Origin of the sequence: Kitasatospora sp. NPDC004669 (assembly GCF_040609455.1) — a bacterium.
Classification (GTDB): Bacteria; Actinomycetota; Actinomycetes; order Streptomycetales; family Streptomycetaceae; genus Kitasatospora.
The window spans coordinates 41397-67900 of record NZ_JBEXKB010000038.1; the positions used below are offsets into that span (position 1 = coordinate 41397).

Below are 26504 nucleotides of genomic sequence, written 5' to 3' on the forward strand. Positions count from 1 at the left end.
ATCATCGACAGTGACCGCGAGCCTACTGCCAGCGAGAGCGGGACAACCCCGGGACTACAGACAATGCCTGTTCAGTGACGGTGAGTTGGGCTGTACTCGACACACATCGAAGAACTTCCTTCACTAAGCGGAAGGAGTCTGCCCATGAAGCGACGCGCTGCGGTCATCGGTCTCGGCCACCAGGCGCGTGAGGACCACCTGCCCGGCCTGCTCGGCTCCGGCAGGGCCGAACTGGTCGCAATCTGCGACAGCAACCCCGACATCCTGCGCGAGCGTCAGAAGTCCCTCCAGGTAACTGCCTTTACCCGGGCCGCCGACCTGCTGGACACCGCCTGTCCGGACTTCGTGATCGTCGCCGTCCCGCACCACGCGGGCCGGGCCGTGATCGAAGAGTGCTCAGCCCGGGGCGTGCACGTCCTCAAGGAGAAGCCGTTCGCCACCTCGCTCGCCGAGGCTCGCGAACTCACCGCGATCTGCCAGGCCGGGCAGGTGGAGCTGATGGTCACCCTCCAGCGGCGGTTCAACCCGATCTACACCAGCGTGGTGCAGTTCCTCGACCAGATCGGCACCCCGTTCCTCATCGACGGCCAGTACACCTTCCACACCGACGACCCCGGCGCCGGCTGGCGCGGGGACGTCAAGCAGGCCGGTGGCGGCTGCATCATCGACATGGGCTACCACCTCATCGACCTGCTGCTGTGGTACTTCGGCCTGCCCAATCGCGTCATCGCTGATTTCTCGGCCACAGCCCTGCCCGAGGCCGGCTACGACGCGGAGGACACCGCCGTCATCCAGCTCGGCTACGAATCCGACCTCTACGGCTCCGTCCTACTCTCGCGCTGGGCGGCCCCGAAGACCGAGAAGCTGCACGTCGTCGGCACCCGCGGCTCGGTGCTGCTGACCAAGGGCCACCTCCAGCGGCTCGACCTGGGCGGCACCGTCGTGGAGGAGCTCGCCCGGCCGCACGCGCCCGCCAGCGCATCGACCGCCCAGATCGACTACTTCTGCCGGGTCCTGGACGGCGAACGCCCAAACACCTCCGGCCCGGAACAGCACCTCGCCCACGCCGCCTTCATCGCCTCCTGCTACGAGTCCAAGGCAGCCGGGCGCTACATCGACCCGAAAGAGATGCTGTGACCTCAACCCTCGCCCTCCTCGGCGGCCAGCCCGAAGTGACCGCCGCCGGCCCGCACTTCGAGTGGCCGCCGATCGACGACACCACCCGGGCCAAGGTCGCCGCCCAGCTGGACGCGGCCGTCTCCCTCCCCGGCCGGTCCGGCATCGTCGCCGACCTGGAGGACGGCCTGCAGGACTACTTCGGCGTCCGACACGCGGTCACCACCAGCTCCGGCACCGCCGCCCTGCACGCCACCTACTGGGCCGCGAGGATCAAGCCCGGCGACGAGGTCATCGTCCCGGCCTGGACCTTCCACGCCACCGCTTCCCCGCTGTTCCACCTCCGCGCCGTGCCGGTGCTGTGCGAGACCAGGCCGGACGGCAACATCGACCCGAACCGGGTCGAGGAGCTGATCACCCCGCGCACCCGCGCGATCATGGTCACCCACCTGTGGGGCAAGCCCGCCGACATGACCGACCTCGTGGCCGTGGCGAACGCCCACGACCTGGTGGTGCTGGAGGACGGCTCCCACGCCCACGGGGCCAGCATCACCGGGCAGAAGGTCGGCACCTTCGGCCTGGCCTCGGCCTTCTCCCTCAACGGACCCAAGCCACTGTCCGGCGGTGAGGGCGGGTTCGTCCTGACGGACGACGACGACACGTACCACCGGGTCATCACGCTCGCGCACTACAACAAGCAGGCCAAGACCGAGATCCCGGAAGGCCATTCGCTCGCGCGGTTCGCGGTCACCGGGGCCGGCCTCAAGCTCCGTATTCACCCCCTCGCCGCCGCAATCGCCCACGACCAGCTCGCTCGCTTGGACGGCTACCTCTCCGGCCGGGCGGAGATCGCGCGCTACCTGACCGGACAGCTGGCCCGGATACCGGGCCTGGAGGTCACCGAGATGCCCGAAGGGGTGGTCCCGTCCTGGTACGGGCTGACGCTCACCTACAAGCCGGACGAGCTCGGCGGCCTGCCGATCGAGAAGTTCCACCAGGCGCTGATCGCCGAGGGCGCCACCGAGTTCGACCGGCCCGGCTCCACCTGTCCGATGAACCAGCTGCCGCTTTACCAGCACCCGACGATGCTGTTCCCCGGCCACCCGAACTCCCACCGGCGGTACGAGCCGGGCGATTTCCCGGTCGCCGAGCATGCCCATGCCCACACGATCAAGCTCCCGGTCTGGCATCGTGAGCAGGATCTGGCGCTGGCCGAGCGGTACGCCCGTGCGGCCGTGAAGATCAGCGACCATCACAAGGAGCTGCTGTGACCGTCACCTCCCCCGAGTTCGTGGCCGGCTTGGCGGCCGACGCCTCAGCCGCCGGCATCACCGGCTTCGTCGCCGCCGCCGTGATCAACCACGACGGGCGGGTCCTACTCGTGCGCCGCAACCCCGACGACTACATGGGCGGCCTGTGGGAGATCCCTTCCGGGACGGTCGAGGCCGGGGAGACCATCCTGGACACCCTCCACCGAGAGACCGTCGAGGAAACCGGCCTGACCGTCGACCAGGTCACTGGCTACATCGGGCACTTCGACTACAAGAATAGCCACGGCGGTACCACTCGCCAGTTCAACTTCGCTGTCACTGTGGACAAGACCGAGCCGATCGTCCTGACCGAGCACGACGCTCACCAGTGGGCTCAGCCCAGCAACCTGCCCGAAGTCAGCGACGCAGTCCGCAACCTGATCACCTCCTGAGTCAGAGCCGTCAGGCTCTGCTGAGTGGCCCGCTCCTCGAAGCCATCGAGGAGCGGGCCGCTTCACCTCTGGAGCCAGCAAGGGCGGGGCCCAGAGCTCCCACCGGGGCCCGCGCGGCTGGAAGCCCAGCACGTCCGGCGGAAGGCCACTCGCGCCGCTGGCCGGCCAGACGTGGCGAAGCGGGCGCGGCGGGTGCCGGATCGGCGGACGGTATCAGGCGGGTGCCGTGAAGACAGTCAATCCCGAAGCCCAGGCAGCTCGGCTGGCGGGTTGCCCAGCAGCGCGCAGAACCGCATGGATGAGGCGCTCGCGCTTGCGCTGGACGCCGAGGAGCTGGCCCCCGAACAAGTCGGCTACCACTTCATCCCCAGGCAACTGGTGACCGACTGGGTCCGCCAACAGCGAGGCCGTCCAAGCTACCTGCTTGCGCGCGTCGCGCACCGGCTCGGAATCACCGGGTGATGGCCACCGACGGCTACAGTCATCGCCGTGAACAACTCCCAGTTCAACGAGGTCGTGGCTCAGCCGCGCTCCGCCGCCGGCGTGCTGTTTTTCGACGGGGATGACCGCGTACTCCTCGTGAAGCCGACCTACAAACCCGGCTGGGAGATCCCCGGCGGCTACCTGCACGCGGGTGAGACCCCAAGCGCGGGAGCGGCCCGGGAAGTCAAGGAGGAACTCGGCATCACGCCGCCGATCGGCCGCCTCCTGGTCGCCGACTGGGCACCCCACCCCACTGAGGGCGACAAACTCCTCTTCGTCTTCGACGGCGGAGTCCTCCCGTCCGATCGGCTCGACCAGATCGCTGTCGACCAGGTCGAGATCAGCGAACACGCCTTCCACTTCCGCGACCAGCTCGACGCACTCCTCATTCCACGCCTCGCCCGCCGGGTCCACGCCGCCTGCACCGCCCGGGTTCGCGCCGAGACCGTCTATCTGGAGCACGGTGCTCCCCTCACGTGACCCCGCGTGCCCGGGCCGCCAAGCCCGGGCACGCGGGCAAGTTTGACCGTGTGGAGCTGGTAAGTGAAGAAAGCAGCCACAGGGCCTGATGTCGGCCTTCGAGGGCCTCGAAGGCCAACATCACTCACCGATCACCTGTCCCCTATTGCATAGGGAGTCGGCTAATCGACTTCCTACGCAACCCCGCACAACTCCGTTGCCCCTTCGGCCCGGCTGGCAGACCGGCTGCGCATGGTGGCGTCGCTGGCGGCTCGCGTGGATACGGCAGTAGCACAAGACTGTGTTGAGGAACTTCGTGCACTCGGGGTTTCGGCCCGGAGACAGAGGGCGGCGTGACGGTAACGGTTCAGCTCCTGGACGGTGAGCACACTGCCGAGCTGGAGAACAAGTTGAAGCAGGTGTTCGCCGAGGCGTTCGCGGAGCCTCCCTATGGTGAGGGACCCCACAGGGCACAGCCCGTCGATGATCCCGGCGACGTCCAGACGGCACAGAAACCACGCGGACGCGGGCAGAAAGCCCAGCCGCTTCTCCATCACCGAGGTGGTCAGAAGCTCAGCGCAGGAACGGTGGACCCGAGAACGGGCCGAACCGCTGAAGACGGGCACGCCACCTTCAACGCCCCGCACCCCGTCCCGGACACCACCCCGACGTCAAAACGCCTCAACGAAGGACCTGCGAAAGACAGGCCTAGCGGTCCACAACCGACAACAGCACGTCCACCAGCCGCTCGGCGGCGTCCGGCCGGCCGTGCTCGGCGGCCCGCCGCGCGATGTCCGCGCGGCGGGCCGGGTCGGTCAGCAGCGGGCCGATCTCGGCCCGCAGGGTGTCCGAAGTGGCGCGGCCGAGCAGCGCGACCGCCGCGCCGGCGTCGGCCAGGTGGCGGGCGTTGTGCTCCTGCTCGTTCCCGGCCGATGTCGCCAGCGGGATGAACACCGCCGCGCGACCCAGGGCGGTCAGCTCAGCCAGCGTCCCCGCGCCACTGCGCGAGACCACCACGTCCGCCAGGGCGAGCACGTCAGGCAGCTCCGGGCCGACGAAGCCGGTCACCAGGTACCGGCCGCGCAGGTGCTCCGGAAGCGAGGCCGCGCGGTCGCGCAGGTCGGTCTCGTGGCTGGGGCCGCACTGATGGATCACGTTGGCGTGGCCGAGCAGCCACGGCAGGATCTCGCTGACCAACCCGTTGATCTGTTGGGAGCCCTGCGCGCCGCCGGTGACGTACACGGTCGGCCGGGAGCCGTCGAAGCCCCACAGGCCCAGCGCCTGAACCGCCTTGTCCGGCTGGCCGGTCAGCACCTCGGGGCGCACCGGGTTGCCGGTAACCACGGCGGTGGCTCGGGCACCCTCGGGCAGGAACTCCAACGTCGACTCGGAGGAGACCGCGACGCGCGCCGCCATCCGGGCCAGGGCCCGGTTGCCCAGACCAAGCCGGACAGTCTGCTCGTGAACGACCAGCGGCCGGTGGCACATCCGGGCGGCCAGCCCGACCGGCACGGCGACGTAACCGCCGGTGCCGAGGACCACATCCGGGTCGAAGGCGGTGACTGCGGAGCGGGCCTGGGCGACGCCGAGGGGGACGCGCCCCATGTCCTTCACGTTGGCGGGCGACATCAGCTTGAACGGGTTGGCGCTGCGCCGGATCTTCCCGGTGGCGACGGTCTTGAACGGGATGTTCTCGGCGGCGGCGACCTTGGCCTCAAGACCGGTGGCGGTGCCGATCCACAGCACGTCCAGGGTGCCGCCGGCGTGGGCCAGCCGTGACCGCAGGGTGCGGATCGCGGTGAGGGCCGGATAGGTGTGCCCGCCCGTCCCGCCGCCGGTGACGATCAGCCGCAGGGGCCGTCCGAGGCGGGAGACGAGAGCACTGGCGTCGCGGTTCACGTGTGGAACATACCAGCTGCCGATAGGCCTTCTGCGCAACTGATCTGATGCCACATCAGACACCTGGAAAATGTCCGGCGATCACGACTCGGGTCGACCACCGTCACGGCCGTGACATTCGGCATCCGTCGCGTCGGATCCGCAGCGCGCCTCGGAGTGAGGCCCCGAGGCGCGCTCGGTTCACGACGAGTGCGATGGATGACGTCCTCGACAGCCTCCGCGCGCCCCGACCGCGCGGCCGGCGCGCGCGGGGGCTGTGAGGGTCAGATCAGACCCTTGGCCTCGTCGCCGGCGGGGAAGGGCTCCATGACCGCGATGTCGAGGGGCTCGGCGAGCGCGTCGCCGATGGCGGCGGCGATGGCAGTCAGGGTGTCGCCTGCACTGTGGGCGTCCAGGGTGGCCTGGTCGGCCCACTTCTCGACGACGGTGACGCGGTCGGTGCCGGCGTGGACGGCGTAGAGCTCGCAGCCGTCCTCGGCGTGGACGGCCGGGGTGTGCTTCTCGAAGGCGGCCAGGACTTCGTCGCGTCGGCCGGGCTTGGTCTTGATCGTGGCAATGACAATGGGCATGAGGACCTCCAAGTACGTTGAGACGATCACGCTATCGACGGCGGTCGATGAGAATGATTCGGCGAACCACCCAATCGCCCGCCGAGGAGACGTTGTTGAGCCGGATCATCCTGATGTCAGACCCCGAGGTGGCCGCGGTCCCGGTCCGGGAGTGCGGCGAGCGACTCGTGGACGTACGCGGCCCCGAACTGCCGGTCGACGGCCGCAAGCAGGACGGCACCGGCGCGTTCGCCCAGCTGCGGACCGGCGTCCTGGACCGGCTCCTAGACGCCCAGACGAAGCTGCCCGACGGCATCCGCCTGCTGTTCGTCGAGGGCTACCGGCCGCCCGCCCTCCAGAGCCGCTACTTCGACGAGTACGCCGCCGAGTTGCGCACCGCGAACCCCGACTGGCCGGACGACCGGATCAGGTCGGCGACCAGCCGGTACGTCTCGCCGCCCGAGATCGCACCGCACAGTGCCGGTGCCGCCGTCGACCTCACCCTCGTCGATGCCGACGGCCGTGAGCTGGACCTCGGGACCAGGGTCAACGCGAGCCCCGAGGAGAGCGCCGGGGCCTGCTACACCGACGCCGACGGCATCAGCACGCAGGCCCGCGCCAACCGGCGTCTGCTCAGCGGCGTCCTGGCCGGCGCCGGGCTGGTCAACTACCCGACGGAGTGGTGGCACTGGTCTTACGGCGACCGCTACTGGGCGCTGGCCACCGGCGCACCGACCGCGCTCTACGGCCCGGAAGACCGGTAGCCGGCCACCACGACACACGGTTATGGGGTCACGCCCGAACGAGGGCTGGGGTCAGGATGGTCTCGACGTCCAGCAACCGCCCGGAGGAGAGCACGCGTGACCGGGCACAGTGCCGAGGAACTCCCCGGCATCGCCGTTGCGATCGTCGTACAGGATGGCCGGGTACTGATGGTGCGGCGACGGGTCGCCGAGGGGCAGTTCTCCTGGCAGTTCCCGGCCGGGCAGATCGAGCCGATGTTCGGACCGGTGCAGGAGTACCTGGACGCCGCACTCCCCGACTGAGCGCCCGGCTGAACGTCCGGCTGAACGTTCGGCTAAACATCCCAGCGGAAGCCCGGAGTCGGCCCGGCGCACCCCGAATGCACCCGACACGCCCTGGCACGCCACCTGCCCTCCAGTGTAGGTCCACCGTAAATTTGACGGAACGTCATCATTTCACCAGGCCCGCCCGGCTAGGTCCCTTTCTGTCGATCGGTGGTTGCCATGCGACGTATCCCCCTGTGGGCGCGACTCCTCCGGCTCGGGCTCGGCGGCTGCCTCCTGGCGGCCGCCACCACCGGCAGTGCCGCAGCCGTCCCCGTCACCCCCACCGCCCCCACCACCCCGCAGCACCCCAGGGCCGGCTCCCCACAGGAGCAGCGCATCGAGTCGCTGCTCTCCCAGCTCACCACCACCGAGAAGGCCACCCTCCTCCGCGGCGTCGGCGCCCCGGACGGCGTGCACTCCGTCGGCTACGTCCGGGGTGTCCCCCGTCTCGGCATCCCGCCGCTGCTGCTGTCCGACGGCCCGGCCGGTGTCCGGGACGGCCAGCCCGCGACCGCCCTGCCCGCGCCCGTGGCGCTGGCCGCCGCCTTCGACCCCGCGCTGGCCACGACGTACGGCGACGTCCTGGGCCGTGAGGCGAGGGCACGCGGCTACCAGGTGCTGTACGGGCCGATGGTGAACATCGTACGAATCCCGCAAGGTGGGCGGAACTTCGAGACGCTGGGCGAGGACCCGTTCCTCGCCGGGCAGCTCGCCGCCGCCGAGGTGCGCGGCATCCAGGCACGGAACATCGCCGCGCAGGTCAAGCACTACGCCGCCAACAACCAGGAGGACAACCGCCAGTCGTACAGCTCGGACGTCGACGAGCGTACGCTGACCGAGATCGAGCTGCCGGCCTTCCGGGCGGCCGTCCGGAGCGGCCGGGCCTGGTCGGCGATGTGCGGCTACAACCCGGTCAACGGCATCTGGGCGTGCGAGCACTTCCCGTTCCTGCGCGATGTGCTGAAGGGCCGCTGGGGCTTCGACGGGGTGGTCGGCTCCGACTACCCGGCCACCCACTCCACCGTCAACGCGGCGACCGGCGGCCTGGACCAGGAGTTCGGCGGTTCGACGTACTTCGCCGACCTGCCCGCCGCGGTGGCCGACGGACGGCTCGCCCCGGCCGTACTGGACGACCAGGTCCGCCGGGTCCTGCGGCTGATGGTGCGCACCGGGGCGCTCGACGGCGGACAGCCGCCCGCCTCCGACCCGGCCGCCGGCGCACGCGACGCCCGGACCGCGGCCGCCGCCGGGACGGTGCTGCTGCGCAACCAGGCGGCCGGCGATCAGGGGGCGGTGCTGCCGCTGGACTCCACCCGGCTCAGGTCCGTCGCGGTGATCGGCCCGTGGGCGGACCGGGCGTACACCGGCGGCGGCGGATCCTCGCACGTCACCCCCTACACCGAGCACACGGTGACGCCCCGCCAGGGAATCGCGGCAAGGGTGGGAGCGGGGGTCTCCGTGCGCTACCACCCGGGCGACGACGCGTCCGCGGCGGCCTCGGTGGCCGCCGGGGCGGACGCCGCCGTGGTGGTGGTCGGCGACGAGGAGACCGAGGGCGCGGACCGCGGCTCCCTCGACCTCGCCGCAGCGGACGACGCGCTGATCCGGGCCGTCGCCAAGGCCAATCCGCGCACGGTGGTGGTGCTGAACACCGGTGGTCCGGTCACCATGCCGTGGCTGGACGCGGTGTCGGCCGTGGTCGAGGCCTGGTATCCGGGCGAGCAGAGCGGCGCCGCGCTCGCCGACGTGCTGTTCGGCGACACCGAACCGGCCGGGCGGCTGCCCGTCACCTTCCCGACCTCGGCGAACGCCACCCCGGTCCAGGACGCCTCCCAGTACCCCGGCACGGACGGCGCCTACCACTACACCGAGGGCCTCAAGGTCGGCTACCGCTGGTACGACGCGAGCGGCACCGCCCCGCTCTTCCCCTTCGGCCACGGCCTCTCGTACACCACCTTCGACTACGCCAACCTCACCGTGACCGGCCCGGACCCCGCCGGGCGGGTCGGCGTCGGCTTCGACCTCACCAACCGGGGCAGCCGCACCGGCACCGAGGTGCCCCAGCTGTACGTCTCCTTCCCGTCCGCCGCCGGGGAACCGCCGCAGCAGCTCAAGGCCTTCGACAAGGTCACGCTGGAGCCAGGCCGTTCGACGCACGTGCAGCTCCGACTGGACCGTTCCTCCTTCGCCACCTGGGACACCGACGCCCACGGCTGGCGGGTCCCCGGCGGCCAGTACGGTCTGACGGTCGGCTCCTCCTCCCGCACGCCGAGGCTGCAGGGCGCCGCGCTCGTCCCGGACTCCCCCGCCGTCTCCGCCTGGTCCGGGCGGATCACCGGCGCCGACGGCTCCTGCCTGGACGCCGAGGCCGCCGCCACGGACTCCAACGAGTCGGTACGGACGGCCGGTTGCGCCGGAACGGCGGCCCAGGACGCCACGGTCGGCTCGGACGGCAGCATCGGCGTGCTCAACGGCTGCCTGACCCCGGACGGCTCCGCCGACGGCGCCGCCGTCCGGCTGCGGGACTGCGCCCAAAACGCAGCCCGGAGCACCGACCAGGTGTGGCGTCCACGCCCGGACGCCTCGCTCCTCCACCCGGCCTCCGGCCGCTGCCTCGCCACCGCCGACGGCCGACTTCTGCTGCGGGACTGCTCGGGCGCCGCCGAGCAACGCTGGGCCACCCCCCGCCCGAGCGGCCCGCTGACCGGCATCGCCGGGCAGTGCGTGGACATCGACCGCGCGGCGACGACCAACGGGAGCGCCGTGCAGCTCTATCACTGCAACTCCACCGGCGCGCAGGACTGGTCCGTCCAACAGGGCGGCGAACTCAAGGCGTTCGGCAAGTGCCTGGACGTCACCAACGGCTGGACCGCCGCCGGCACCCCCGCCCAGCTCTACGACTGCAACGGCACCGGCGCCCAACGCTGGCAACCCCGCGGCGACGGCACCCTCCTCAACCCCGCTTCCAACCGCTGTCTGGACGCCCGGGACGGCAGCAGCGCCGACTGGACCCGGCTGCAGATCTGGGACTGCCACGCGGGCCCCAACCAGCGCTGGACGCTGCCCTCCTGAGCCGCTCCCTCCTGAGCCGCGCCTACCTCGACCCCGCCGTCCTGAACCGTCAGGCGGCTGCCCGGCTCCGCCGCACCAGCACGGCGGACAGCGCACACACCGCCGCCGGGAGCAGCAGCGCCACTGCGAGCTCGCCGTCACCGCCGCCGACGAAGGCGCCCGTGACCGCCACGCCCACGGTGGCGCCGACCTGCCGTACGGCGTTGAGCAGGCCGCCCGCCGCACCGGCGATGCCCTCCGGCGCGGTGGTGACCACGGCGGTGACCAGCGCGGGCAGGGCGAAGGAGACCCCGAAGCCGGCCGCCGACAGGCCCACGGCCAGCAGCGGGTACGGCGTGCCGAGCAGCACGGCCACGGCGAACGCCGCGCAACCAACGGCCAGCAGCACCAGCCCGCCCAGCACCGGCTTCCGCGGGCCGACCTTGGCCACGATCCGCCCGGTGAGCAGCGGGTTGAAGCCCGGCGGCAGGGTCATCGGCAGGAACGCCAGCCCGGCCGCCGTCGGCGACAGCCCCAACTCCCCCTGCAGCAGCAGCGGCAGCAGGAACAGCACGCTCAGCATCGCGAAGTTCACCGCCGCGCCCGCCAGCAGCACCGCACCCATCCCGCGCGCCCGCAGCACGGCCGGCTGCAGTACGGGGGCGGGGCTGCGCCGCTCACGCCGGACGAAGGCGAGGCAGGCCGCGACCGCTCCGATCCCCGCCCAACTCACCTGAATCCACTCGGAGTCGCCGAGAGCGATCAGCGCGTCGGTGAACAGTGCGAGGGTCGCGCAGGCGGCCAGCTGGGCCCACCAGTCGATGCGGCGCTCCCCGCGCGGCCCGTACACCGCCCGCCCGGCGACCAGGCCGAGCACCAGCACCGCCAGCGGGACGTTCACCAGGAACACCGCCCGCCACCCGGCGAGGTCGACCAGCACCCCGCCGACCAGCGGCCCGAAGGCCATCGCGCAGCCGCTGACCGCCGCCCAGACGGCCACCGCCCGGGCCCGCTCGGCCGGTTCGGGGTACAGCCGGGTGATCAGCGCCATGCTGGCCGGCACGCAGGCCGCCGCCGCGACGCCCAGTACGGCGCGCAGCAGCACCAGCGTCCAGATGTCCGGCGCGAACGCGCTCAGCAGCGAGCCGGCGCCGAAGGCGGCGATGCCGAAGCGGAAGGCCCGGTGGGCGCCGTAGCGGTCGGCGGCGGCCCCGGCCGACAGCAGCAACGCGCCGAAGGCGACGCTGTAGCCGGTGACGGCCCACTCCAGTCCGGCGGTCGAACTGTCCAGCGAGGAGGCCAAGTCGGGCTCGGCGACCGCGAGGACGGTGGTGTCGAGCAGCACCATGAAGTAGCCGAGCGAGATGCCCAGCAGGGCGCGCAGGCGGGTCGCCCCCGACGGACCGGCCGAACCGGCCGAACCGGCCGAACCGGCCGAACCGGCCGAACCGGAGACAAGGACAGGAGCAGTCATCGGGTTTCTCCAAGTCGGTGGGGGATCGGCCACCCACTCTGCTGCCCCGCCCCGCCCCGCTCCACCGCCGATCCCTCATACACCGTTCGGAATACCCGAACGCCCCCGTACGCTGTCCCACAGCACCAGCACCAGCACCAGCACCGACATGACCACGACCACACCACGGCCGGCCGTTCGGGGGAACCGAGGAATCCAGTGGAACTCCGTCAGTTGCGCGTCTTCGAAGCCGTCGTCGCCCACCGCACCGTCACCGCGGCGGCGGTGTCGCTCGGCCTCGCACCGTCCTCCGTCTCCGAGCAGATCCGCACCCTCGAACGCAGCCTGGGCATCGAGCTGTTCGACCGGGCCCCGCGCGGGATGACCCTCACCCCGGCCGGCGAGCGGTTGCTGCCCTGGTCCCGCAAGCTGCTCGACCAGGCCGACCAGGCCCGCCGCGAGGTGGTCGCCGACCGGGCCCGGCTACGCCTCGGCGCCCTGGAGACCATCGCGGCCACCCACGTCCCGGCCGTCCTGGCCCGCCTCGCCGAACGCCGGCCCGACCTGGACGTCTCCCTGCACACCGACACCGCCCGGGACGCCCTGCTCGGCGGCGTCGCCGCCGGGGCCCTGGAAGCCGCGCTGATCCTGGACACCGCCGGCCCGCTCGGCGAACTCGGCTTCCACCTCCCGCCCGCCCCGCTCGACTACCTCGACCTCAAGGACGTCCCGCTCGCCCTGGTCGCCGCCCCCGCCCACCCGCTGGCCCGGGCCACCACCCTCACCCGCGAGGACCTCGGCGGCCAACGCCTCCTGGTCAACGCCCCCGCCTGCTCCTTCTGGCTGGCCGGCGAACGCCTGCTCGGCCACGACGTCGAACGCGTCCGCACCGGCGGCGTCGCCGTCACCCGCGCCTGCGCCGAACAGGGCCTCGGCATCGCCCTCCTCCCCGACTTCGCCGTCCACGCCCCCCTCACCGCCGGCACCCTCATCCGCCTCCCCCTCGACCCCCCACCCCTCCACCTCCGCCTCGTCTGGCGCGCCGACCGCGAAACCGTCCCGGGCCTGCGCGACGTCCTCTACGCCGCTGCGGCCTGATCCGCCGCGCCGCCCACGGCGGGTCCAGCCCGCCCGAAGTGCCCGTCGCCGGGCGCACACGGCGAACGGCGCGCCCCGGAAAACCGGGACGCGCCGCTCACCGTGTCCTGGCGTCAGGCCTTCGGGCCCGCCGACTGGACGACCTCGAAGGACCACAGCGTGGAGCCCGAGGCGGCCGGACGCTTGGGGGCCTCACCCTCGTGGTGGGCCGCCTTCATCGGGCCCTCCATCCAGGCCTGGAAGGACGCCTCGTCGCGCCAGCGGGTGTAGACGAGGTACTCGTCGGTGCCCTCGACCGGGCGGAGCAGCTCGAACCACTCGAAGCCGTCCGAGTTCTCCACCGCGCCGGCCCGCGAGGCGAAGCGCTGCTCCAGCACCTCGCGCTGCTCGGCGGGAACCGTCAGTACGTTGATCTTGACGACGGACATGCCGCTCCTTCTCCTCCGCCGGGGTCCCGGGTGCGGGCTCCGGCTCGGTTGCTGCCTACGGTCAGCAGTCTCCTACACCTCACGCGGGCAGGTCAGGCGACCCACGGCGGGAGGACGCGCCGGTCGTCACGCGGAGCGAGGGCGCAGGCGCCGGGCGGGGTGACGGCGTCGGGGTTGTAGGCGTGGGAGGGGGAGGTGGAGGCGACGAGGGCGGTGAAGCCGTCGGCGGTGGAGATCCGGCGGGGCGCGTCGGCGGGGAGGACGAGGCTGTCGCCGGCGCCGAGGGTGTGGGACTCCCCGGCCAGGTCCACCGTCACGGAGCCGGCCAGGAAGGTCCAGATCTGCTCGGCGTCCATCGCGTGCAGCGGACCCTGCGTGTCGGCTGACATTTCAACTCGCCACAGGGCGAGGGAGGTCGAGCCCTGGGTGGGCGAGGCACAGGTGGTCATGACGGCGTTCGGGGTCTCGGTGCGGCGGGCGTCGACCGAACGGATCACGGGCATGGCGAAGGAACCCCCTAAGATGGACAATGACATTGTCTATATGGTCAATGAGGTTGTCTATCGTGTCAACTGAGCCCGCCCCGCCCGGCTTCGAGCTGCCGCTGCGCCTGCTGTTCGCCTTTCGGACGATCATCGACGAGCTGCACGAGCGGATCGCCCGCGAGGGGCACCCCGACCTGCGCCCGATGCACGGCTTCGTCTTCCAGGCGATCGGCCCCGACGGCACCACCGCCGTCGAACTCGGACGGCGGCTCGGCGTCTCCAAGCAGGCGGCGGGCAAGACGGTCGAGAACCTGGAACAGCTCGGCTACGTCGAACGCGGCAGCGACCCCGCCGACGCCCGGCGCAAGGTGGTCCGCCTCACCGACCAGGGGGTGGACTGTCTGGTCCGCTCGGCGCGGATCTTCGACGAGCTGCGCGCGGAGTGGTCGCAGACCCTCGGCGAGGAGCAGCTCCGCCAGGTCGAGGACGGCCTGCGGCGACTCGCCCCCGGGGACCCGTTCCGGCTCGACACCCCCCGCTGGTTCGGCGGTCCGTGAGCAACAATCGGGGTGCGTACGGACCACATGGGGGGATCGGATGAGAGCGCGCACGGCCATCACGGTGGCCACCATCCTGCTACTCACGGCTTGCTCGTCGACAGGCTCGGGCTCCGGGCGGATGTCCCCGGAGGCCCGCACCTACCTGTCCGAGGCGCTGGACCTGCTCCAGCGGAAGTCCCTGAACACCGCGAAGGTGGACTGGCCGACGGTCCGCAGTCGGGCCTTCGCCCAGGCAGCCGCGGCCCGCACCCCGGCCGACACCCACGCCGCGATCCGCACCGCCGTGGCCGCCCTCGGCGATCGGCACAGCCGGTTCTACCCGCCCGGGCAGGCCGCCGCACTCACTGCCGACCCGGCGACCGTCGACGCCCCGACGGTCTCCCAACTGCCCGGCCGGATCGCCCGCTTGAGCCTCCCGGCGGTGAACGGCTCGGAGCACACCTACACCGAGTACGTCACCCGCGGCCGCACCGCGGTCTCGGGCACGGAAGCCTGCGGCTGGGTGGTGGACCTGCGCCGGGAGACCGGCGGCGGGATGTGGGCGCCGCTCGCCGTCGCCGCGCCGCTGCTCGGCGACGGCCCGCTCGGCGCCTTCGTCACCGCGGACGGCAGCCGCAGCACCTGGTCGATCCGCGGCGGCGTGCCGTACCTGGACGACGCCCCGCAGGCCGCGCCGGACACCGGCAACAGCACCGCCGCCGTCCCGCCGGTCGCCGTCCTCACCGGCCCGGCGACGGGCAGCGCGGGCGAGGCCGTCACCATCGCCTTCATCGGCCGCCCGGACACACGCAGCTTCGGCGCTCCCACCTACGGGGTGCCCACCGGCAACGACCCGTACCGCCTCTCCGACGGCGCCGTCCTGCTGCTCACCGGCGCCGCCGAGGCCGACCGCGCCGGCCGCGTCCACGAGGGCCCGATCGAGCCGGACGAGTTCGTCGACCCCCGCAAGGACGACGACCCGACGCTCGCCGCCGCCGTCGAGTGGCTGTCACGGCAAACGGCTTGCAAGCAGAGCGACAGGAGCGCCGACCGCTAGAACGACCGACCCTCGCCCCGGTACGGCGGCTCCGGTCCGACCGGGTCCGGCCGGTCCCGGAGGTCGGCGCAGAGGGTGGTGCTGAGCCGGGTGAGCAGTTCGGCGAGGTCCGCGTACTGTTTCTCGTCCCAGTCGCCCAGCAGCTCGGAGAGTTGGGTGCGCCGGGCCTCGACGAGGCGCAGCGCCGTCTCCTCCCCCGCTTCGGTGAGCCGCAGCGACCGGCTGCCGGTACGGGCGGCGAGGCCCCGGCCCTCCACCTCGCGGACGGCCTCCTCGACGACCGCGATCGGGATGATCCGGTGCTCGGCCAGTTCGGCGGGCTCCGTCGAGCCGTGGTGGTGGATCTGGAGCAGCAGCCAGCTGGAGGCGGGCAACAGGTCGAGTCCGGCGGTGGCGGTGATCCGCCGGAACAGGTCCCGCCGGGCCTCCCGGGTGCTCAGCACCGAGAGGGAGCGGGCGATCTCGTCCAGCGAGCTGCGTTCGACCGGATTGAGGCCGATGGACTCGCTGAGGTCCGGCGCGGTCACGGTGGAGCGCAGCTTCTGCTCGCGCAGGAAGAGCGACAGGACGAAGGCGACCGCCGCGACGGGCGCGGCGTACAGGAACACCCGGGTGATCGACTCGGCGTACGCGTGGTGGACCCCGGCCTGGGCGGCGGCCGGCAGCCGGGCGATCAGCCGGGGATCGGAGGTGATCGCCTCCACGTGGAAGTCCGGCGGGAGCGGCAGGCCGGCCAGGGCGTCGGCGAGCCGGGAGCGCAGGCCGCCGGCGAAGAGCGTCCCGAAGACGGAGACGCCGAAGGAGGCGCCGATGGAGCGGAAGAAGGTGGCGCCCGCGGTGGCCACGCCGAGGTCCTGGTAGCCGACCGAGTTCTGCACGATCAGCACCAGCACCTGCATCACCAGGCCCAGCCCGAGGCCGAAGACGAGGAAGTAGAAGCTCATCTCGGTGGTGCTGCTGTGTTCGTCCAGCCGGGAGAGCAGCAGCAGGCCGACCGTGGTGACGGCCGTGCCGGCGATCGGGAAGGTCCGGTAGTGGCCGGTGCGGGCGACGATCTGGCCGGAGCCGATCGAGGTGACCAGCATGCCGAGCACCATCGGCAGCATGTGGATGCCGGACATGGTGGGCGACACCTGCTGGACGACCTGGAGGAAAGTCGGCAGGTAGGTGAGCGCGCCGAACATCGCGAAGCCGACCACGAAGGAGATCACCGCGACCAGGCTGAAGGTCCGCGAGCGGAACAGCCGCAGCGGCAGGACCGGCTCCGCGGCCGTGCGCTCGACCTCGATGAAGGCGATCAGCAGCACCAGCCCGAGCACTCCCAGGCCGACGATCCGCCAGGAGCTCCAGGCCCAGGTGGTGCCGCCGAGTGAGGTCATCAGCACCAGGCAGGTGGCGACGGCGGCGATCAGCACGGTGCCGAGGTAGTCGATCCGGTGCTCGCGCCGGACCTCCAGCCCGTGCAGCACCGTGGCGATCACCACCAGGGCGACCACGCCGATCGGCAGGTTGACGTAGAAGACCCAGCGCCAGCTGAGGTGGTCGACGAACAGCCCGCCGAGCAGCGGCCCGAGCACGCTGGTGACGCCGAAGACGGCGCCGAACAACCCCTGGTACTTGCCGCGGTCCCGGGGCGGGACGAGGTCGCCGACGATCGCCTGGGAGAGCACCATCAGCCCGCCGCCGCCCAGGCCCTGGAGAGCCCGAAAGGCGATCAACTCGCCCATGTTCCGGGCGATTCCGCACAGTACCGAGCCGATCAGGAAGATCACGATGGAGGCCTGGAAGAAGCGCTTCCGGCCGTACATGTCGCCGAGCTTGCCCCAGAGCGGGGTGGCGGCGGTGGAGGCCAGCAGGTAGGCGGTGACCACCCAGGACAGGTGCTCCAGGCCGCCGAGGTCGCTGACGATGGTGGGCAGCGCGGTGGAGACGATGGTCTGGTCGAGGGCGGCGAGCAGCATCGCCAGCAGCAGGGCGCCGATCGGCACCCACAGGTTGGGGACGGTGACCTCCGGCGGACCGGGCTCGTCCGCCGGGCTCCGGTCGGACGCGGCGAGCGGGTCCGTCATGGCCTCTCCACAGGCGACATGGCCTCTCCGTAGGGTCGCGGGGCCGGACGACCGGGTGCCCGTGGGGATGATCACTCCCAGTTCCCCATGCTGGCAGATATGTTCCGGTTTGTTCCGTCCGGTTGAGCCGAACGTAAGCGCCGGGCCCGTCCCACGCGTTTCGGCGGTTTCCCCGGGAGCCAACCACCACCAACCGGCACAACACCCCCGCCGGGGGCCGGACGCCCCTGTCCACCCTCCGGGACGTCCTGCATAATCAGGCGCGATCGCGAGACCCGAGACCCGAGGAGGACCGGCCGATGCCGGACCAGCACTGCCCGACGTGCGGCGCCGCACGCTCAACCGGGTGCGGCTGCCTCCCGGATCCGAGCCTCGCGGAGACCACCGTGCTCCCGCACGTCGAGGGCCCGCCGCTGGTGCGACCGTACGTGCCGCAGTCGGCCGGTCAGGTGGCGGAGGAGCCCCCGCCGACCGGGGACCCGTTCGCGACCACCCTCCTGCCGCCGGTCCAGCCGATGCAGCCCGCGCAGGCCATGCAGCCGATGCAGGCCGTGCAGCCGGCCCAGCCGCCCGCCACACCTCCGCTGGGGCCGGACGCGGACGCCTACGCGACGACCGTGCTGCCGCCCGTGCCGGGCCCCGCGCCGGACGCGCACGCCACCACCGCCCTGCCCCCGGTCCCGCCCGGCGCCGGGGAGGACATCGGCTACTTCCCGTTCGACCACCCGGCGTCCGAGCCCGGGGCCGGTCCCGCCGACGGACGGGCCGCGCGACGGGCGGCCGAGCAGGCCACGCAGAGCCCGTTCGCGCGGCACAAGCTGCTGATCGCAGGCGTCGGCGCGGGCCTGCTGGCGCTGACCGTGGGCCTCGCGTACGCCGTGACGCCCTCGCCCGAGCCGTCCCACCGGGCGGAGCCGCTGCCCACCACCACGCTCGCCCCCGCGCCGTCGGACCCGCCCACCCAGGCCGCCCCGCCCCCGGCCTCCCCGGCCCCCACCAGCGACACGCCGACCCCGACCTCGACCCGGACGGCCAGACCCAGCCCGACCAGGACGCCCACCCCCACCCCGACGCCGACCCACACGCCGACGCCGACACCCACGCCGACACCCACGCCCACCCCCACCCCGACGCCGACCCCCACGCCCACCGCGACGCCCACGCCCCGGCTGCTCCAGCTCGGGATGAGCGGACCCGACGTCAAGGCGATGCAGCAGCAGCTCTACGTCGCCGATTGCGGATTCGTCGACAAGTCGATCGTCACCGGCACCTTCGACGCCTGGACCCAGTCGGTGCTGTCCGACTACCAGCGCTCGAACCACATCAAGGGCGAGAGCGGCGTCTACGGCCCCAAGACCCAGGCCGTCCTGGCGGCCGATCCCGGCTGCTGACGCCTGCGCCGGCCGACGGGCATCCCGCCCGACGGCCGGCCGAGGACGTCAGCCCGTGATCGCCCCGAAGATGCTGACGCCCGCCAGCGCCACCATGATCGCCGCCGCCACCCGGATGATCAGCTTCATCGGCACGTACTTGAGCAGCTTCTGCCCGCCCACGATGGCGATCCCGCCGACCGCGCAGAGCGCCAGCCAGGAGCCGATGCCGACGGCCAGCGGATCGGCGTACTTGGCGGCCAGGTTGGCGGTCATGATCTGGGTCAGGTCGCCGAACTCGGCGACCGCGACGACCACGAAGCTGGCCCCGGCCACCTTCCAGAAGCTGTTCGAGGACGGCTCCTTGGCCGAGTGCTCGTCGTCGTCCTCACCGCCGTGGAACAGCAGCATCGCCGCGCCGACCAGGAACAGCAGGCCGGTGACGCCCTCCACCCAGCGGTGCGGCAGCAGCGAGAGCAGGTGCCCGGCGGCCAGGGCCAGGCCCACGTGGAGGGCGAAGGCGGCGGCGATGCCCGCGAAGACGTAGCTCGCGCGGTACTTGGTGCCGAGCACCAGGCTGGCCAGCGCCGTCTTGTCCGGCAGCTCGGCCAGGAAGATGACGCCGAACGTCAACGCGGCAACGGTCAAACTCATCGGAGGAATCCCTCGGTCGGGCTGTCCGGCCTCCGCAGCTCCGTCAGGGGTCGCTTCGGCCCGACAGCACTGGAATGGTCACAGCACTGCGGCCGAAGGTCTCGCCGGCACCGCCCGTCCGGATCAGCGGACCAACCGGATCGGATGGTTCAGGTGCCCCGGGCGCCGGGCCCGTGGGGGCCAGTATGTCGACGGTCCGGTGGAGGGCTACTCCCCTTCAACGCGCTCAAGCCTACCCGACGCCGTCATCAGGCCTGTCCGACGCCGTCGCCCGCCGTCACCAGCCCCCGCCCGACCAGCTCCAGCACCACCACGATCGCCGTCGACTCCACCGCCAGCAGCCCGATCAGCACGAACAGCTGCACCGCCCCCGCCTGGACGGGCGAGGCGCCGCCGATCAGCATGCCGACGAAGGCTCCCGGCAGTGTGACCAGCCCGACCGTACGGGTCTGGTCCAGCGCCGGGACCAGCGAGGTCGCGGCCGCCGTACGGCAGATCTCCAACCGGGCGTCCCGCTCCTCGAAGCCGAGCGCCAGCGCCGCCTCCACCTCGCCGCGCCGCTGCCGCAGCTCGTCCAGGGCCCGCCGCCCGGCCAGCGAGGTGGCGGTGAGCCCGCCGCCGATCAGGATGCCCGCGACCGGGATCACCGACAGGCCCTTGGGCGGCAGCAGTCCGACGGCCAGCAGCAGGGCGAGCACCGGCAACACCCCGGCACCGATCGGGGCGGCCGCCCAGACCCAGCCGGGGCCCGGGGTCATCCGCCGTCCGGCGGTGCGCACCGCGACCACGAACATCAGCAGCACGAACAGCGCCGACCACCAGAGCGAGCCGACCACCCAGGTGATCACCGCGGCGACGGCGGCCAGCTGGACGGCCGCCCGCAGCCCGGCCCGCGCCACCGCGCGCCCGTGGCCGAGCATGCCCCGCCCGGCCACCGCCACCGCGGCCAGCAGCAGCACCGCGGTGACCACCCCGAGTACCGGGGTGACCGGCAGCAACTGCCCACCGGAGGCGGAAAGCGCCATCAGACCCAGCTGGTGAACCACATCCGGTCCTGCCAGGACGACATCGGGATCACCTCCGCCGTGTACAGCGGGTAGAAGAAGGCGAAGCAGCCGACGATCGCGAGCACGATCAGTCCGGCGCCGATCGCCCCGTACCGGCGGCGCTCGGGGCTGCTGCCGACCGGGCCGAGGATCGCGCCCAGCATCTGGGCGACGGCCAGGCACAGGAAGGGCACCAGCACGACCATGTAGAAGGAGAAGATCGTCCGCTCCTGGTACTGGAACCAGGGCAAGTAGATCCCGGCCACCGCGCACAGCACGGCGCCCGAGCGCCAGTCCCGGCGGAAGAACCAGCGCCACAGCAGGTAGACCAGCGCGAAGCAGGCCGCCCACCACAGGAACGGGGTGCCCAGGCCCAGGATCTGCGCCGCGCAGCCGCCGGAGGAGGTGCAGCCGCGGGTGCCGTTCGGGATCTGCTCCCAGTACATGGAGACCGGGCGGCCGTCGACCAGCCAGGCGAAGGGGCTGGACTGGTAGGTGTGCGGGGTGCTCAGCCCGGTGTTGAAGTCGTACATCTGCGAGTGGTAGTGCCACAGGCTGCGCAGCGGCGCGGGCACCCAGCTCATCGGGAGCTGCGGCAGCGGGATGCCGAGGAAGTGGTCCGGGGAGAGCCCGGCGCGGCCGTCCGCCCAGTGCCGGTCGTAGCCGCCGTCGCCGCCCGCGCCGCTGGCCAGCCAGCCGCTCCAGGCACCGACGTACACCACCAGGGCGGAGCCGACCATGGCGAGGAAGGCGGGTACGGCGTCCCGGCGCAGCATGGAGCGCCAGGGGTGGCGGGCGCCGGCGCCGCGGCGGCCGCTCTGGTCCCACAGCACGGTCAGGATGCCGAAGGCGGCGAGGATCGGGGCGCCGTTCCACTTGACGGCGCAGGCGGCGCCGATGAACACCCCGGCGGCGATCCGCCAGGGGCGCAGGCCGAGCCCGGCCCGGTCGGCGTCGGTCACGGCGGCCAGTTCGGCGCGGGCGTGGTCGCGGTCGACCAGCAGGGCACCGAAGGAGGCCAGCACGAAGAACATCTGGATGCCGTCGAGCAGGCCGACCCGGCTCATCACCAGCTGCAGGCCGTCCACGGACATCAGCAGGGCGGCGGTGCAGCCGATCAGGGTGGAGCCGAAGAGCCGGCGGCCGATCCGGGCCAGCATCAGCACGGTGACGGTGCCCAGCAGGGCGGTCATGAACCGCCAGCCGAAGGGGTGCAGGCCGAACAGCTGCTCGCCGATCGCCATCACCCATTTGCCGAGTGGCGGGTGGGCGATGAACTCGGGCGCGGAGCCGAGCGGGATGGATTGCGGGACGGCCAGGATGTCGGTGTTGGCGTGGTCGGGCCAGGTGCCCTCGTAACCCTGCTGGAGCAGCGACCAGGCGTCCTTGGGGTAGTACGTCTCGTCGAAGACGAAGGCGTTGGGGTAGCCGAGGTTCCAGAACCGCAGCAGGCCGGCGAAGAGCGCGACGGCGATCGGGCCGAGCCAGCCGGAGCGGTCGGCCGCCCAGCGGAGCAGTCCGGCCGGGGCCGGTGCGGGGTCGGCGGGGGCCGGGGCCGCCGGGGGGTGCGTGAGCGCCGCTTGCGTCATGTGCCTCGCCGATCGCCTGTCTGCAGGGCCCGCCGGGTGCTGCTCCGGGCCCGGGTCTGCTGCCCGGGCCGGGGCCGGGCGGTCAACAGCCACTGACACTATGTGGCGGTGCCCGGGGAAGCCAAGCGCGACGGGCGCCGACCAGGTGACCTGGTCGGCGCCCGTCGCGAACACCGTTTCGCGCCCGCTGTCGCGCGCTCTGTCACGCGGCGGTCTGCAGCTCCCGGACCGGGGCCGGGGTGCGGACCACGGCCGGGACCGCGTTGTCCTGCTCCGCCGTGAGGTACGGGCGCAGCCGCAGCGCCAGCAGGACGATCAGCAGCGTCGAGCCCGCCATGGCCGCCAGGTAGAACGGCCAGGTGCCGGAGCCGACCAACAGCACGCCGACGGCCGGGCCGACCGCGACGGCGATCTGCTTCACCAGGGCGTACCCGGCGTTGTAGGTGCCGAGCAGCCGGGCCGGGGCGAGGTCCGCGACGATCGGGCCCATGGTGGGCGCGAGCAGCGACTCGCCGACGCCGAACAGAGCGTAGATCGAGACGATCGCGACCGTCGCGGCCATGGTTTCGGTCCGGATCAGACCGGCCACCAGGGCCATCGCCCAGGCGCCGAGCCAGACCAGGCCGGCCGCGGCCATCGCGGTGGTGCGGCGGCGGCGCGCGGTGATCCGCACCATGAACATCTGCAGGACCACGATGGTCAGCGCGTTGGCGCCGATCGCGAAGCCCAGGGTGGAGGGCGCGGTGCCGACGGTGTCGGTGGCGAACGCCGCGACACCGGACTCGAACTGGCCGTAGCAGGTGAAGAAGATCAGCCCGGCGAGGACGCAGAGCCGCACCATCGCCTTGTCGGCGAACAGGGCGCGCAGGCCGGTCGGGCCGTCGGTCTTCTGCTGGACGACGCTCAGCCGGACCTTGGACATCCGGGCGGTGCCGGTGACCAGGGCCAGGCCGATGAAGGTCGTCGCCTCGATGGTGAACAGCCGGGTGAGGCTGGCCGGGTCGGCGACGTCGACGATCTGCCCGCCGACCAGCGCGCCGATGCCCATGCCCAGGTTGACCAGGGTGAACTGCAGCGCGAAGGCGTGCGAGCGGGTCGCCGCCGTCGAGCAGCGGACGATCATCGTGGCGAGCGCCGGCTGGCAGGTGGTGACACCCGCGCCGAACAGGAAGGACGACACCAGCAGGGCCGGGCTGTCGGTGGCGTGACCGAAGGCGAACGCGCCGGTGGCGGCGAGCGCGGCGCCCGCCAGCAGGACCGGACGGGGACCGTACTTGTCGATGCCGCGCCCGGTGAACGGGAGGACGGCGAGCGCCGCCAACGCGAAGACGGTGAACACCATCCCGGCCGCCGGCGAGCCCAGCCCGCGCACCTGGTCCACGTACACGAACATGTACGGCATCGTGAACCCGCTGCCGAACGCACTGAGCGCGTTGCCGATCTGGACGCGGCGCAGCGGGCCGCCCGCCCCACGTCGCTGCTGCCTCTGCTGCTTCACCGTGCCGGTCACCGTGCACATCCCTTCCTGGTTCGACTGGACTCTCGAGTTGAACTCTTAAGGCCAGAAGATTTCAGAGCTAAAGTTTGACGAGGTAAAGTCTTAGCACCGGAAGACTGCGGAGTCAAAGGCTTAAGAGATGCACGTCCGCGTGCGACACTGTCGGCATGACTACGGACAAGCCGACGCCGGCTGCCGACAAGCCCCTGCCGGCCACCCCCCTGGAGCTCGGCATCGCCGAGCAGGTGGCCCTCTACCAGCGGGAATTCCCCACCGTGGACCCTCAGGTGGAGACGATCGTGCAGACCCTGTCCCGGGTCGCCCGGCGGATGGGCGTGGCGTACGACCGGCAGCTGACCGTGCTCGGAATCACCTCCGCGGAGTGGGAGGTGCTGAAGGCGCTGGTGGTGGCGGGCAGCCCGTACCGGCTGGGGCCCGGCGAGCTGGCCAAGCGGCTGGGGCTCACCCCGGCCGCGATGACCCACCGGATCGACCGGATGGTCGCCGAGGACCTGGTCACCCGGGAGCGGGACGAGTCCAACCGGGTGCGGGTGATCATCGAGCTGACCGAGAACGGCCGCGACAAGTGGCTGGAGTCGATGCGGATGGCGGCGGTGTTCGAGGAGGAGCTGCTGCAGGACGTCGCGGGCGAGGAGCGCGCCGCGCTGTCCACCCTGCTGGCCCGGATGCTGCGGCGGATCGAGCAGAGCCAGCCGGACGCGCTCGGGCGCACCGCCGACCTGGCCTGAGAGCGGACGGAGTCCGGCCCGCCGGGGGCACTCCCCCGGCGGGCCGGACTCATGGCGTTTCGTTCAGGTGCGGCGGGGTCCGTCGGGCCCTCGCACGGTCAGCCGCTCAGCAGGGACCGTTGTCGGCCCAGACGCCCCACTGGCCGCTCAGGGTCGGGTCCTCGCCCTTGGTCCACCACTTGTTGGTGTAGTAGTGACCCTTCCACGAGACCTTGGTGCCACCGGCCGCGTAGGTGGTGCCGGGGTCCCAGCTCGGGGCGGCCGAGCAGGAGGCCGGCGAGGTCGGGGTGCCGGTCGGGGTCCCGGTGGGCGCACCGGTCGGGGTGCCCGTCGGCGTACCCGTGGGGGTGCCGGTCGGCGACGGCGTGCCGGTCGGCGGGGCCGGGCAGGCGGCGGCGGAGCCGTTGGTGGCGCTCACCATCCTGTCGAACAGGGTGGTGTCGGCGCCCAGGTCGTACATCGAGAAGGCGAAGGAGCCGCCGAGGCCGTTGCAGTGCGCGTAGTCCAGCTTGGCCTGGATGGACCGGGCGTCCTCACCGCTCCAGAAGGTGTTGCCGTCGTAGAAGTAGGTGGCCTTGGCGTCGTCGTCCCAGAAGGTCTTGGACGGGTTGTCGACGAAGCCGCCCAGCTCCTTGTACATCTGGATGCCGGGGACGTTGCCGGACATCGCCGCACCGGTGGCCGGGCCGGCGGCGGGCTGGAAGAGACCGTTGCTGCCGTTGTTCCGGACCCCGGTCCAGCCTCGGTAGTAGAACGGCACACCCATGTTGATCTTGTTGGCGGGGAAGCCGCCGGGGATGCCGTAGTCCGGGTCGCCGACCGTCCACGCCTTGACGGCGTTGTCGATCGAGTACTTGCCGTGGCCCGGCTTGGCCGGGGTCATCGGGTCGTTCGGACCGGAGTAGAGCGGGGCCTGGTGGTTGGTCGGGCCCTGGGCGTCCCAGCCGCCGTGCATGTCGTAGGTCATGACGTCGAGGAAGGTGAGGTACTGACCGATCTTGTCGGTCTCGACGTTCATGATCTTGTCCTGGCCGGCGCCGACCGCCGCCGACAGGGCGTAGGTCTTGTTGTCGGCCTTGCCCTGGGCGTCCAGCTGGTTGCGGAACTCCTGCAGCAGCAGGGTGAAGTTCTGCTTGTCGGCCGGGCTGGAGATGTTGCCGGTGTGGCCGCCGCCGCCCGGGTACTCCCAGTCGATGTCGACGCCGTCGAAGATGCCGGCCGCCGAGCCCGGACCGCCGTAGCCGGCGTCGGCCGGGAGGTTGCCCTTGATGAACATGTCGAGGCAGGACGAGACCAGGTGCTTGCGCGAGGCGTCGGTCGCGGCGGCCTGCGAGAAGTACTTGGAGTAGGTCCAACCGCCCAGTGAGATCAGGACCTTGAGATTGGGGTTCTTCGCCTTCAGCTTCTTCAGCTGGTTGAAGTTGCCCGCGATCGGCTGGTTCCAGACGTCGCCGACGCCGTCGACCGAGATGTCCGCGCCGAAGCTCTTCTGGTAGTCGGCGAACGCGTCGCCCGCGCCGTCACCCGCGTTGGGGTTGCTGTCGTTCGTGTCGGCGGCCTTGGTGGCCTCGAAACAGCCCAGGTCGGTCGGGTGGATGTTGGCGAAGTCGTAGATCAGGTAGTCCAGCTTCCCGGCCGCGCCGGTGTCCTGGATCGTCTTGGGGTAGTACGCGTTCGCGTAGATCGACCACTGGTCGAAGTAGGCGACCTTGATGCCGCCGCTGGTGGCGGGCGCACCGGTGGTGTTGGTGGTCGCGGCGTTGGCCGCGCCGCCGCCGGACAGCGCGAGGCCCGCGCCGAGCAGCAGGGACGCGGTGGTGCCGGCCGCGATGGCGGCCAGGCTCTTCGGGCGGCGCCGGCGGGCGCCGACCGGAGCCGGGATCCCGGCCCTTTCAATGCGTGAGCGCAGCATGGGTGCGTGACTCCTGGTTGTGGGGGATGCCGCCGTCCCGGCGGGGTCGCACGTCCGGGGTGGGGCCGGACGACCGGGACATGACAGGTCAGGGTGGGGAATCGAGCGGGATCAGGCCGTGACGGGCACCGGGATGCACCGAACCGGCGCCCCGGCACGGGGCCGGTGACGCCGGTTCAGGGGCTCCCTGCACCTGGGCAATAAAAATGGACTAGACCAACTCCCCCGT

At 71.9% G+C, this 26504-nt stretch carries 23 protein-coding genes and 1 pseudogene; 13 read left to right on the forward strand and 11 right to left on the reverse strand.

Features of this window, described 5'->3' with window-relative positions; translation table 11 throughout:
• Positions 1-144: 144 nt before the first annotated feature.
• From ABZW30_RS27930 to ABZW30_RS27950, 5 genes are all read left to right on the forward strand, one after another.
• Positions 145-1137: a Gfo/Idh/MocA family oxidoreductase gene (locus ABZW30_RS27930; protein ID WP_355673955.1), complete on the forward strand. Its 993-nt coding sequence runs from the start codon at positions 145-147 to the stop codon at positions 1135-1137.
• On the forward strand, positions 1134-2387 hold the full coding sequence (locus tag ABZW30_RS27935; RefSeq protein ID WP_355673956.1) for a DegT/DnrJ/EryC1/StrS family aminotransferase: 1254 nt from the start codon (positions 1134-1136) through the stop codon (positions 2385-2387). Before ABZW30_RS27930 ends, ABZW30_RS27935 begins: the two co-directional genes overlap by 4 nt.
• Positions 2384-2818 carry an NUDIX hydrolase gene (locus ABZW30_RS27940; RefSeq protein WP_355673957.1) on the forward strand — a complete coding sequence of 145 codons (435 nt, stop codon included), beginning with the start codon at positions 2384-2386 and terminating at the stop codon, positions 2816-2818. The genes ABZW30_RS27935 and ABZW30_RS27940 overlap by 4 nt, the downstream gene beginning before the upstream one ends.
• 270 nt (positions 2819-3088) lie before the next feature.
• On the forward strand, positions 3089-3280 hold the full coding sequence (locus ABZW30_RS27945) for a hypothetical protein (RefSeq protein ID WP_355673958.1): 192 nt from the start codon (positions 3089-3091) through the stop codon (positions 3278-3280).
• A 27-nt stretch (positions 3281-3307) separates the two neighbouring features.
• Positions 3308-3781: an NUDIX hydrolase gene (locus tag ABZW30_RS27950; protein ID WP_355673959.1), complete on the forward strand. Its 474-nt coding sequence runs from the start codon at positions 3308-3310 to the stop codon at positions 3779-3781.
• A 687-nt stretch (positions 3782-4468) separates the two neighbouring features.
• Here the strand turns inward: ABZW30_RS27950 and ABZW30_RS27955 are convergent.
• Together ABZW30_RS27955 and ABZW30_RS27960 are read right to left on the reverse strand one after the other, a co-directional pair.
• Positions 4469-5659, reverse strand: coding sequence for a UDP-N-acetylglucosamine--N-acetylmuramyl-(pentapeptide) pyrophosphoryl-undecaprenol N-acetylglucosamine transferase (locus ABZW30_RS27955; protein WP_355673960.1), 1191 nt, complete (start codon positions 5657-5659; stop codon positions 4469-4471).
• 263 nt (positions 5660-5922) lie between these two features.
• A complete protein-coding gene (locus ABZW30_RS27960; RefSeq protein ID WP_355673961.1) occupies positions 5923-6228 on the reverse strand; it encodes a putative quinol monooxygenase in 306 nt (101 codons plus the stop codon).
• Positions 6229-6323: 95 nt separating this feature from the next.
• Here ABZW30_RS27960 and ABZW30_RS27965 point away from each other — a divergent pair, with 95 nt between their 5' ends.
• The 3 genes and pseudogenes from ABZW30_RS27965 to ABZW30_RS27975 all read left to right on the forward strand — a co-directional run bounded on the left by ABZW30_RS27965 (position 6324) and on the right by ABZW30_RS27975 (position 10349).
• Positions 6324-6971, forward strand: coding sequence for a M15 family metallopeptidase (locus ABZW30_RS27965; protein ID WP_355673962.1), 648 nt, complete (start codon positions 6324-6326; stop codon positions 6969-6971).
• A 96-nt stretch (positions 6972-7067) separates the two neighbouring features.
• Positions 7068-7202: pseudogene (locus ABZW30_RS27970) on the forward strand (NUDIX domain-containing protein); the annotation flags it as partial.
• Positions 7203-7454: 252 nt separating this feature from the next.
• Entirely contained in the window at positions 7455-10349 is a 2895-nt protein-coding gene (locus ABZW30_RS27975) for a glycoside hydrolase family 3 C-terminal domain-containing protein (protein WP_355673963.1), read from the forward strand.
• 49 nt (positions 10350-10398) lie between these two features.
• Here the strand turns inward: ABZW30_RS27975 and ABZW30_RS27980 are convergent, their stop codons facing one another.
• The gene (locus ABZW30_RS27980) at positions 10399-11802 is read right to left on the reverse strand and encodes an MFS transporter (protein WP_355673964.1); all 1404 of its coding nucleotides are present in this window, start codon (positions 11800-11802) and stop codon (positions 10399-10401) included.
• A gap of 198 nt (positions 11803-12000) precedes the next feature.
• Here ABZW30_RS27980 and ABZW30_RS27985 point away from each other — a divergent pair, with 198 nt between their 5' ends.
• Positions 12001-12879 carry a LysR family transcriptional regulator gene (locus ABZW30_RS27985; RefSeq protein ID WP_355673965.1) on the forward strand — a complete coding sequence of 293 codons (879 nt, stop codon included), beginning with the start codon at positions 12001-12003 and terminating at the stop codon, positions 12877-12879.
• Between the two features lie 113 nt (positions 12880-12992).
• Here ABZW30_RS27985 and ABZW30_RS27990 read toward each other — a convergent pair whose 3' ends face one another.
• Together ABZW30_RS27990 and ABZW30_RS27995 are read right to left on the reverse strand one after the other, a co-directional pair.
• A complete protein-coding gene (locus ABZW30_RS27990; protein WP_355673966.1) occupies positions 12993-13307 on the reverse strand; it encodes an antibiotic biosynthesis monooxygenase in 315 nt (104 codons plus the stop codon).
• Between the two features lie 92 nt (positions 13308-13399).
• Positions 13400-13810: a cupin domain-containing protein gene (locus ABZW30_RS27995; RefSeq protein WP_355673967.1), complete on the reverse strand. Its 411-nt coding sequence runs from the start codon at positions 13808-13810 to the stop codon at positions 13400-13402.
• A gap of 62 nt (positions 13811-13872) precedes the next feature.
• On the opposite strand from ABZW30_RS27995, the gene ABZW30_RS28000 reads away from it, so the two are divergent.
• Entirely contained in the window at positions 13873-14349 is a 477-nt protein-coding gene (locus tag ABZW30_RS28000) for a MarR family winged helix-turn-helix transcriptional regulator (protein ID WP_355673968.1), read from the forward strand.
• A gap of 40 nt (positions 14350-14389) precedes the next feature.
• The gene (locus ABZW30_RS28005; protein WP_355673969.1) at positions 14390-15388 is read left to right on the forward strand and encodes a S41 family peptidase; all 999 of its coding nucleotides are present in this window, start codon (positions 14390-14392) and stop codon (positions 15386-15388) included.
• Here the strand turns inward: ABZW30_RS28005 and ABZW30_RS28010 are convergent.
• The gene (locus ABZW30_RS28010) at positions 15385-17457 is read right to left on the reverse strand and encodes an MFS transporter (RefSeq protein WP_355673970.1); all 2073 of its coding nucleotides are present in this window, start codon (positions 17455-17457) and stop codon (positions 15385-15387) included. The two genes, ABZW30_RS28005 and ABZW30_RS28010, sit on opposite strands and share 4 nt — an antisense overlap.
• A gap of 386 nt (positions 17458-17843) precedes the next feature.
• On the opposite strand from ABZW30_RS28010, the gene ABZW30_RS28015 reads away from it, so the two are divergent.
• Complete coding sequence (locus tag ABZW30_RS28015; protein WP_355673971.1) at positions 17844-18848, forward strand: peptidoglycan-binding protein; 1005 nt, start codon at positions 17844-17846, stop codon at positions 18846-18848.
• 48 nt (positions 18849-18896) lie between these two features.
• On the opposite strand, the gene ABZW30_RS28020 is transcribed toward ABZW30_RS28015, so the two are convergent.
• From ABZW30_RS28020 to ABZW30_RS28035, 4 genes are all read right to left on the reverse strand, one after another.
• Positions 18897-19481, reverse strand: coding sequence for a TMEM165/GDT1 family protein (locus tag ABZW30_RS28020; RefSeq protein WP_355673972.1), 585 nt, complete (start codon positions 19479-19481; stop codon positions 18897-18899).
• Between the two features lie 248 nt (positions 19482-19729).
• The gene (locus ABZW30_RS28025; protein WP_355673973.1) at positions 19730-20506 is read right to left on the reverse strand and encodes an ABC transporter permease; all 777 of its coding nucleotides are present in this window, start codon (positions 20504-20506) and stop codon (positions 19730-19732) included.
• Positions 20506-22116, reverse strand: coding sequence for a phospholipid carrier-dependent glycosyltransferase (locus tag ABZW30_RS28030; RefSeq protein ID WP_355673974.1), 1611 nt, complete (start codon positions 22114-22116; stop codon positions 20506-20508). The genes ABZW30_RS28025 and ABZW30_RS28030 overlap by 1 nt, the downstream gene beginning before the upstream one ends.
• 202 nt (positions 22117-22318) lie before the next feature.
• Complete coding sequence (locus tag ABZW30_RS28035; protein WP_355673975.1) at positions 22319-23626, reverse strand: MFS transporter; 1308 nt, start codon at positions 23624-23626, stop codon at positions 22319-22321.
• A 155-nt stretch (positions 23627-23781) separates the two neighbouring features.
• Here ABZW30_RS28035 and ABZW30_RS28040 point away from each other — a divergent pair, with 155 nt between their 5' ends.
• Complete coding sequence (locus tag ABZW30_RS28040) at positions 23782-24363, forward strand: MarR family transcriptional regulator (RefSeq protein WP_355673976.1); 582 nt, start codon at positions 23782-23784, stop codon at positions 24361-24363.
• A 106-nt stretch (positions 24364-24469) separates the two neighbouring features.
• Here the strand turns inward: ABZW30_RS28040 and ABZW30_RS28045 are convergent, their stop codons facing one another.
• On the reverse strand, positions 24470-26275 hold the full coding sequence (locus ABZW30_RS28045) for a glycosyl hydrolase family 18 protein (RefSeq protein WP_355673977.1): 1806 nt from the start codon (positions 26273-26275) through the stop codon (positions 24470-24472).
• Positions 26276-26504: the final 229 nt, after the last annotated feature.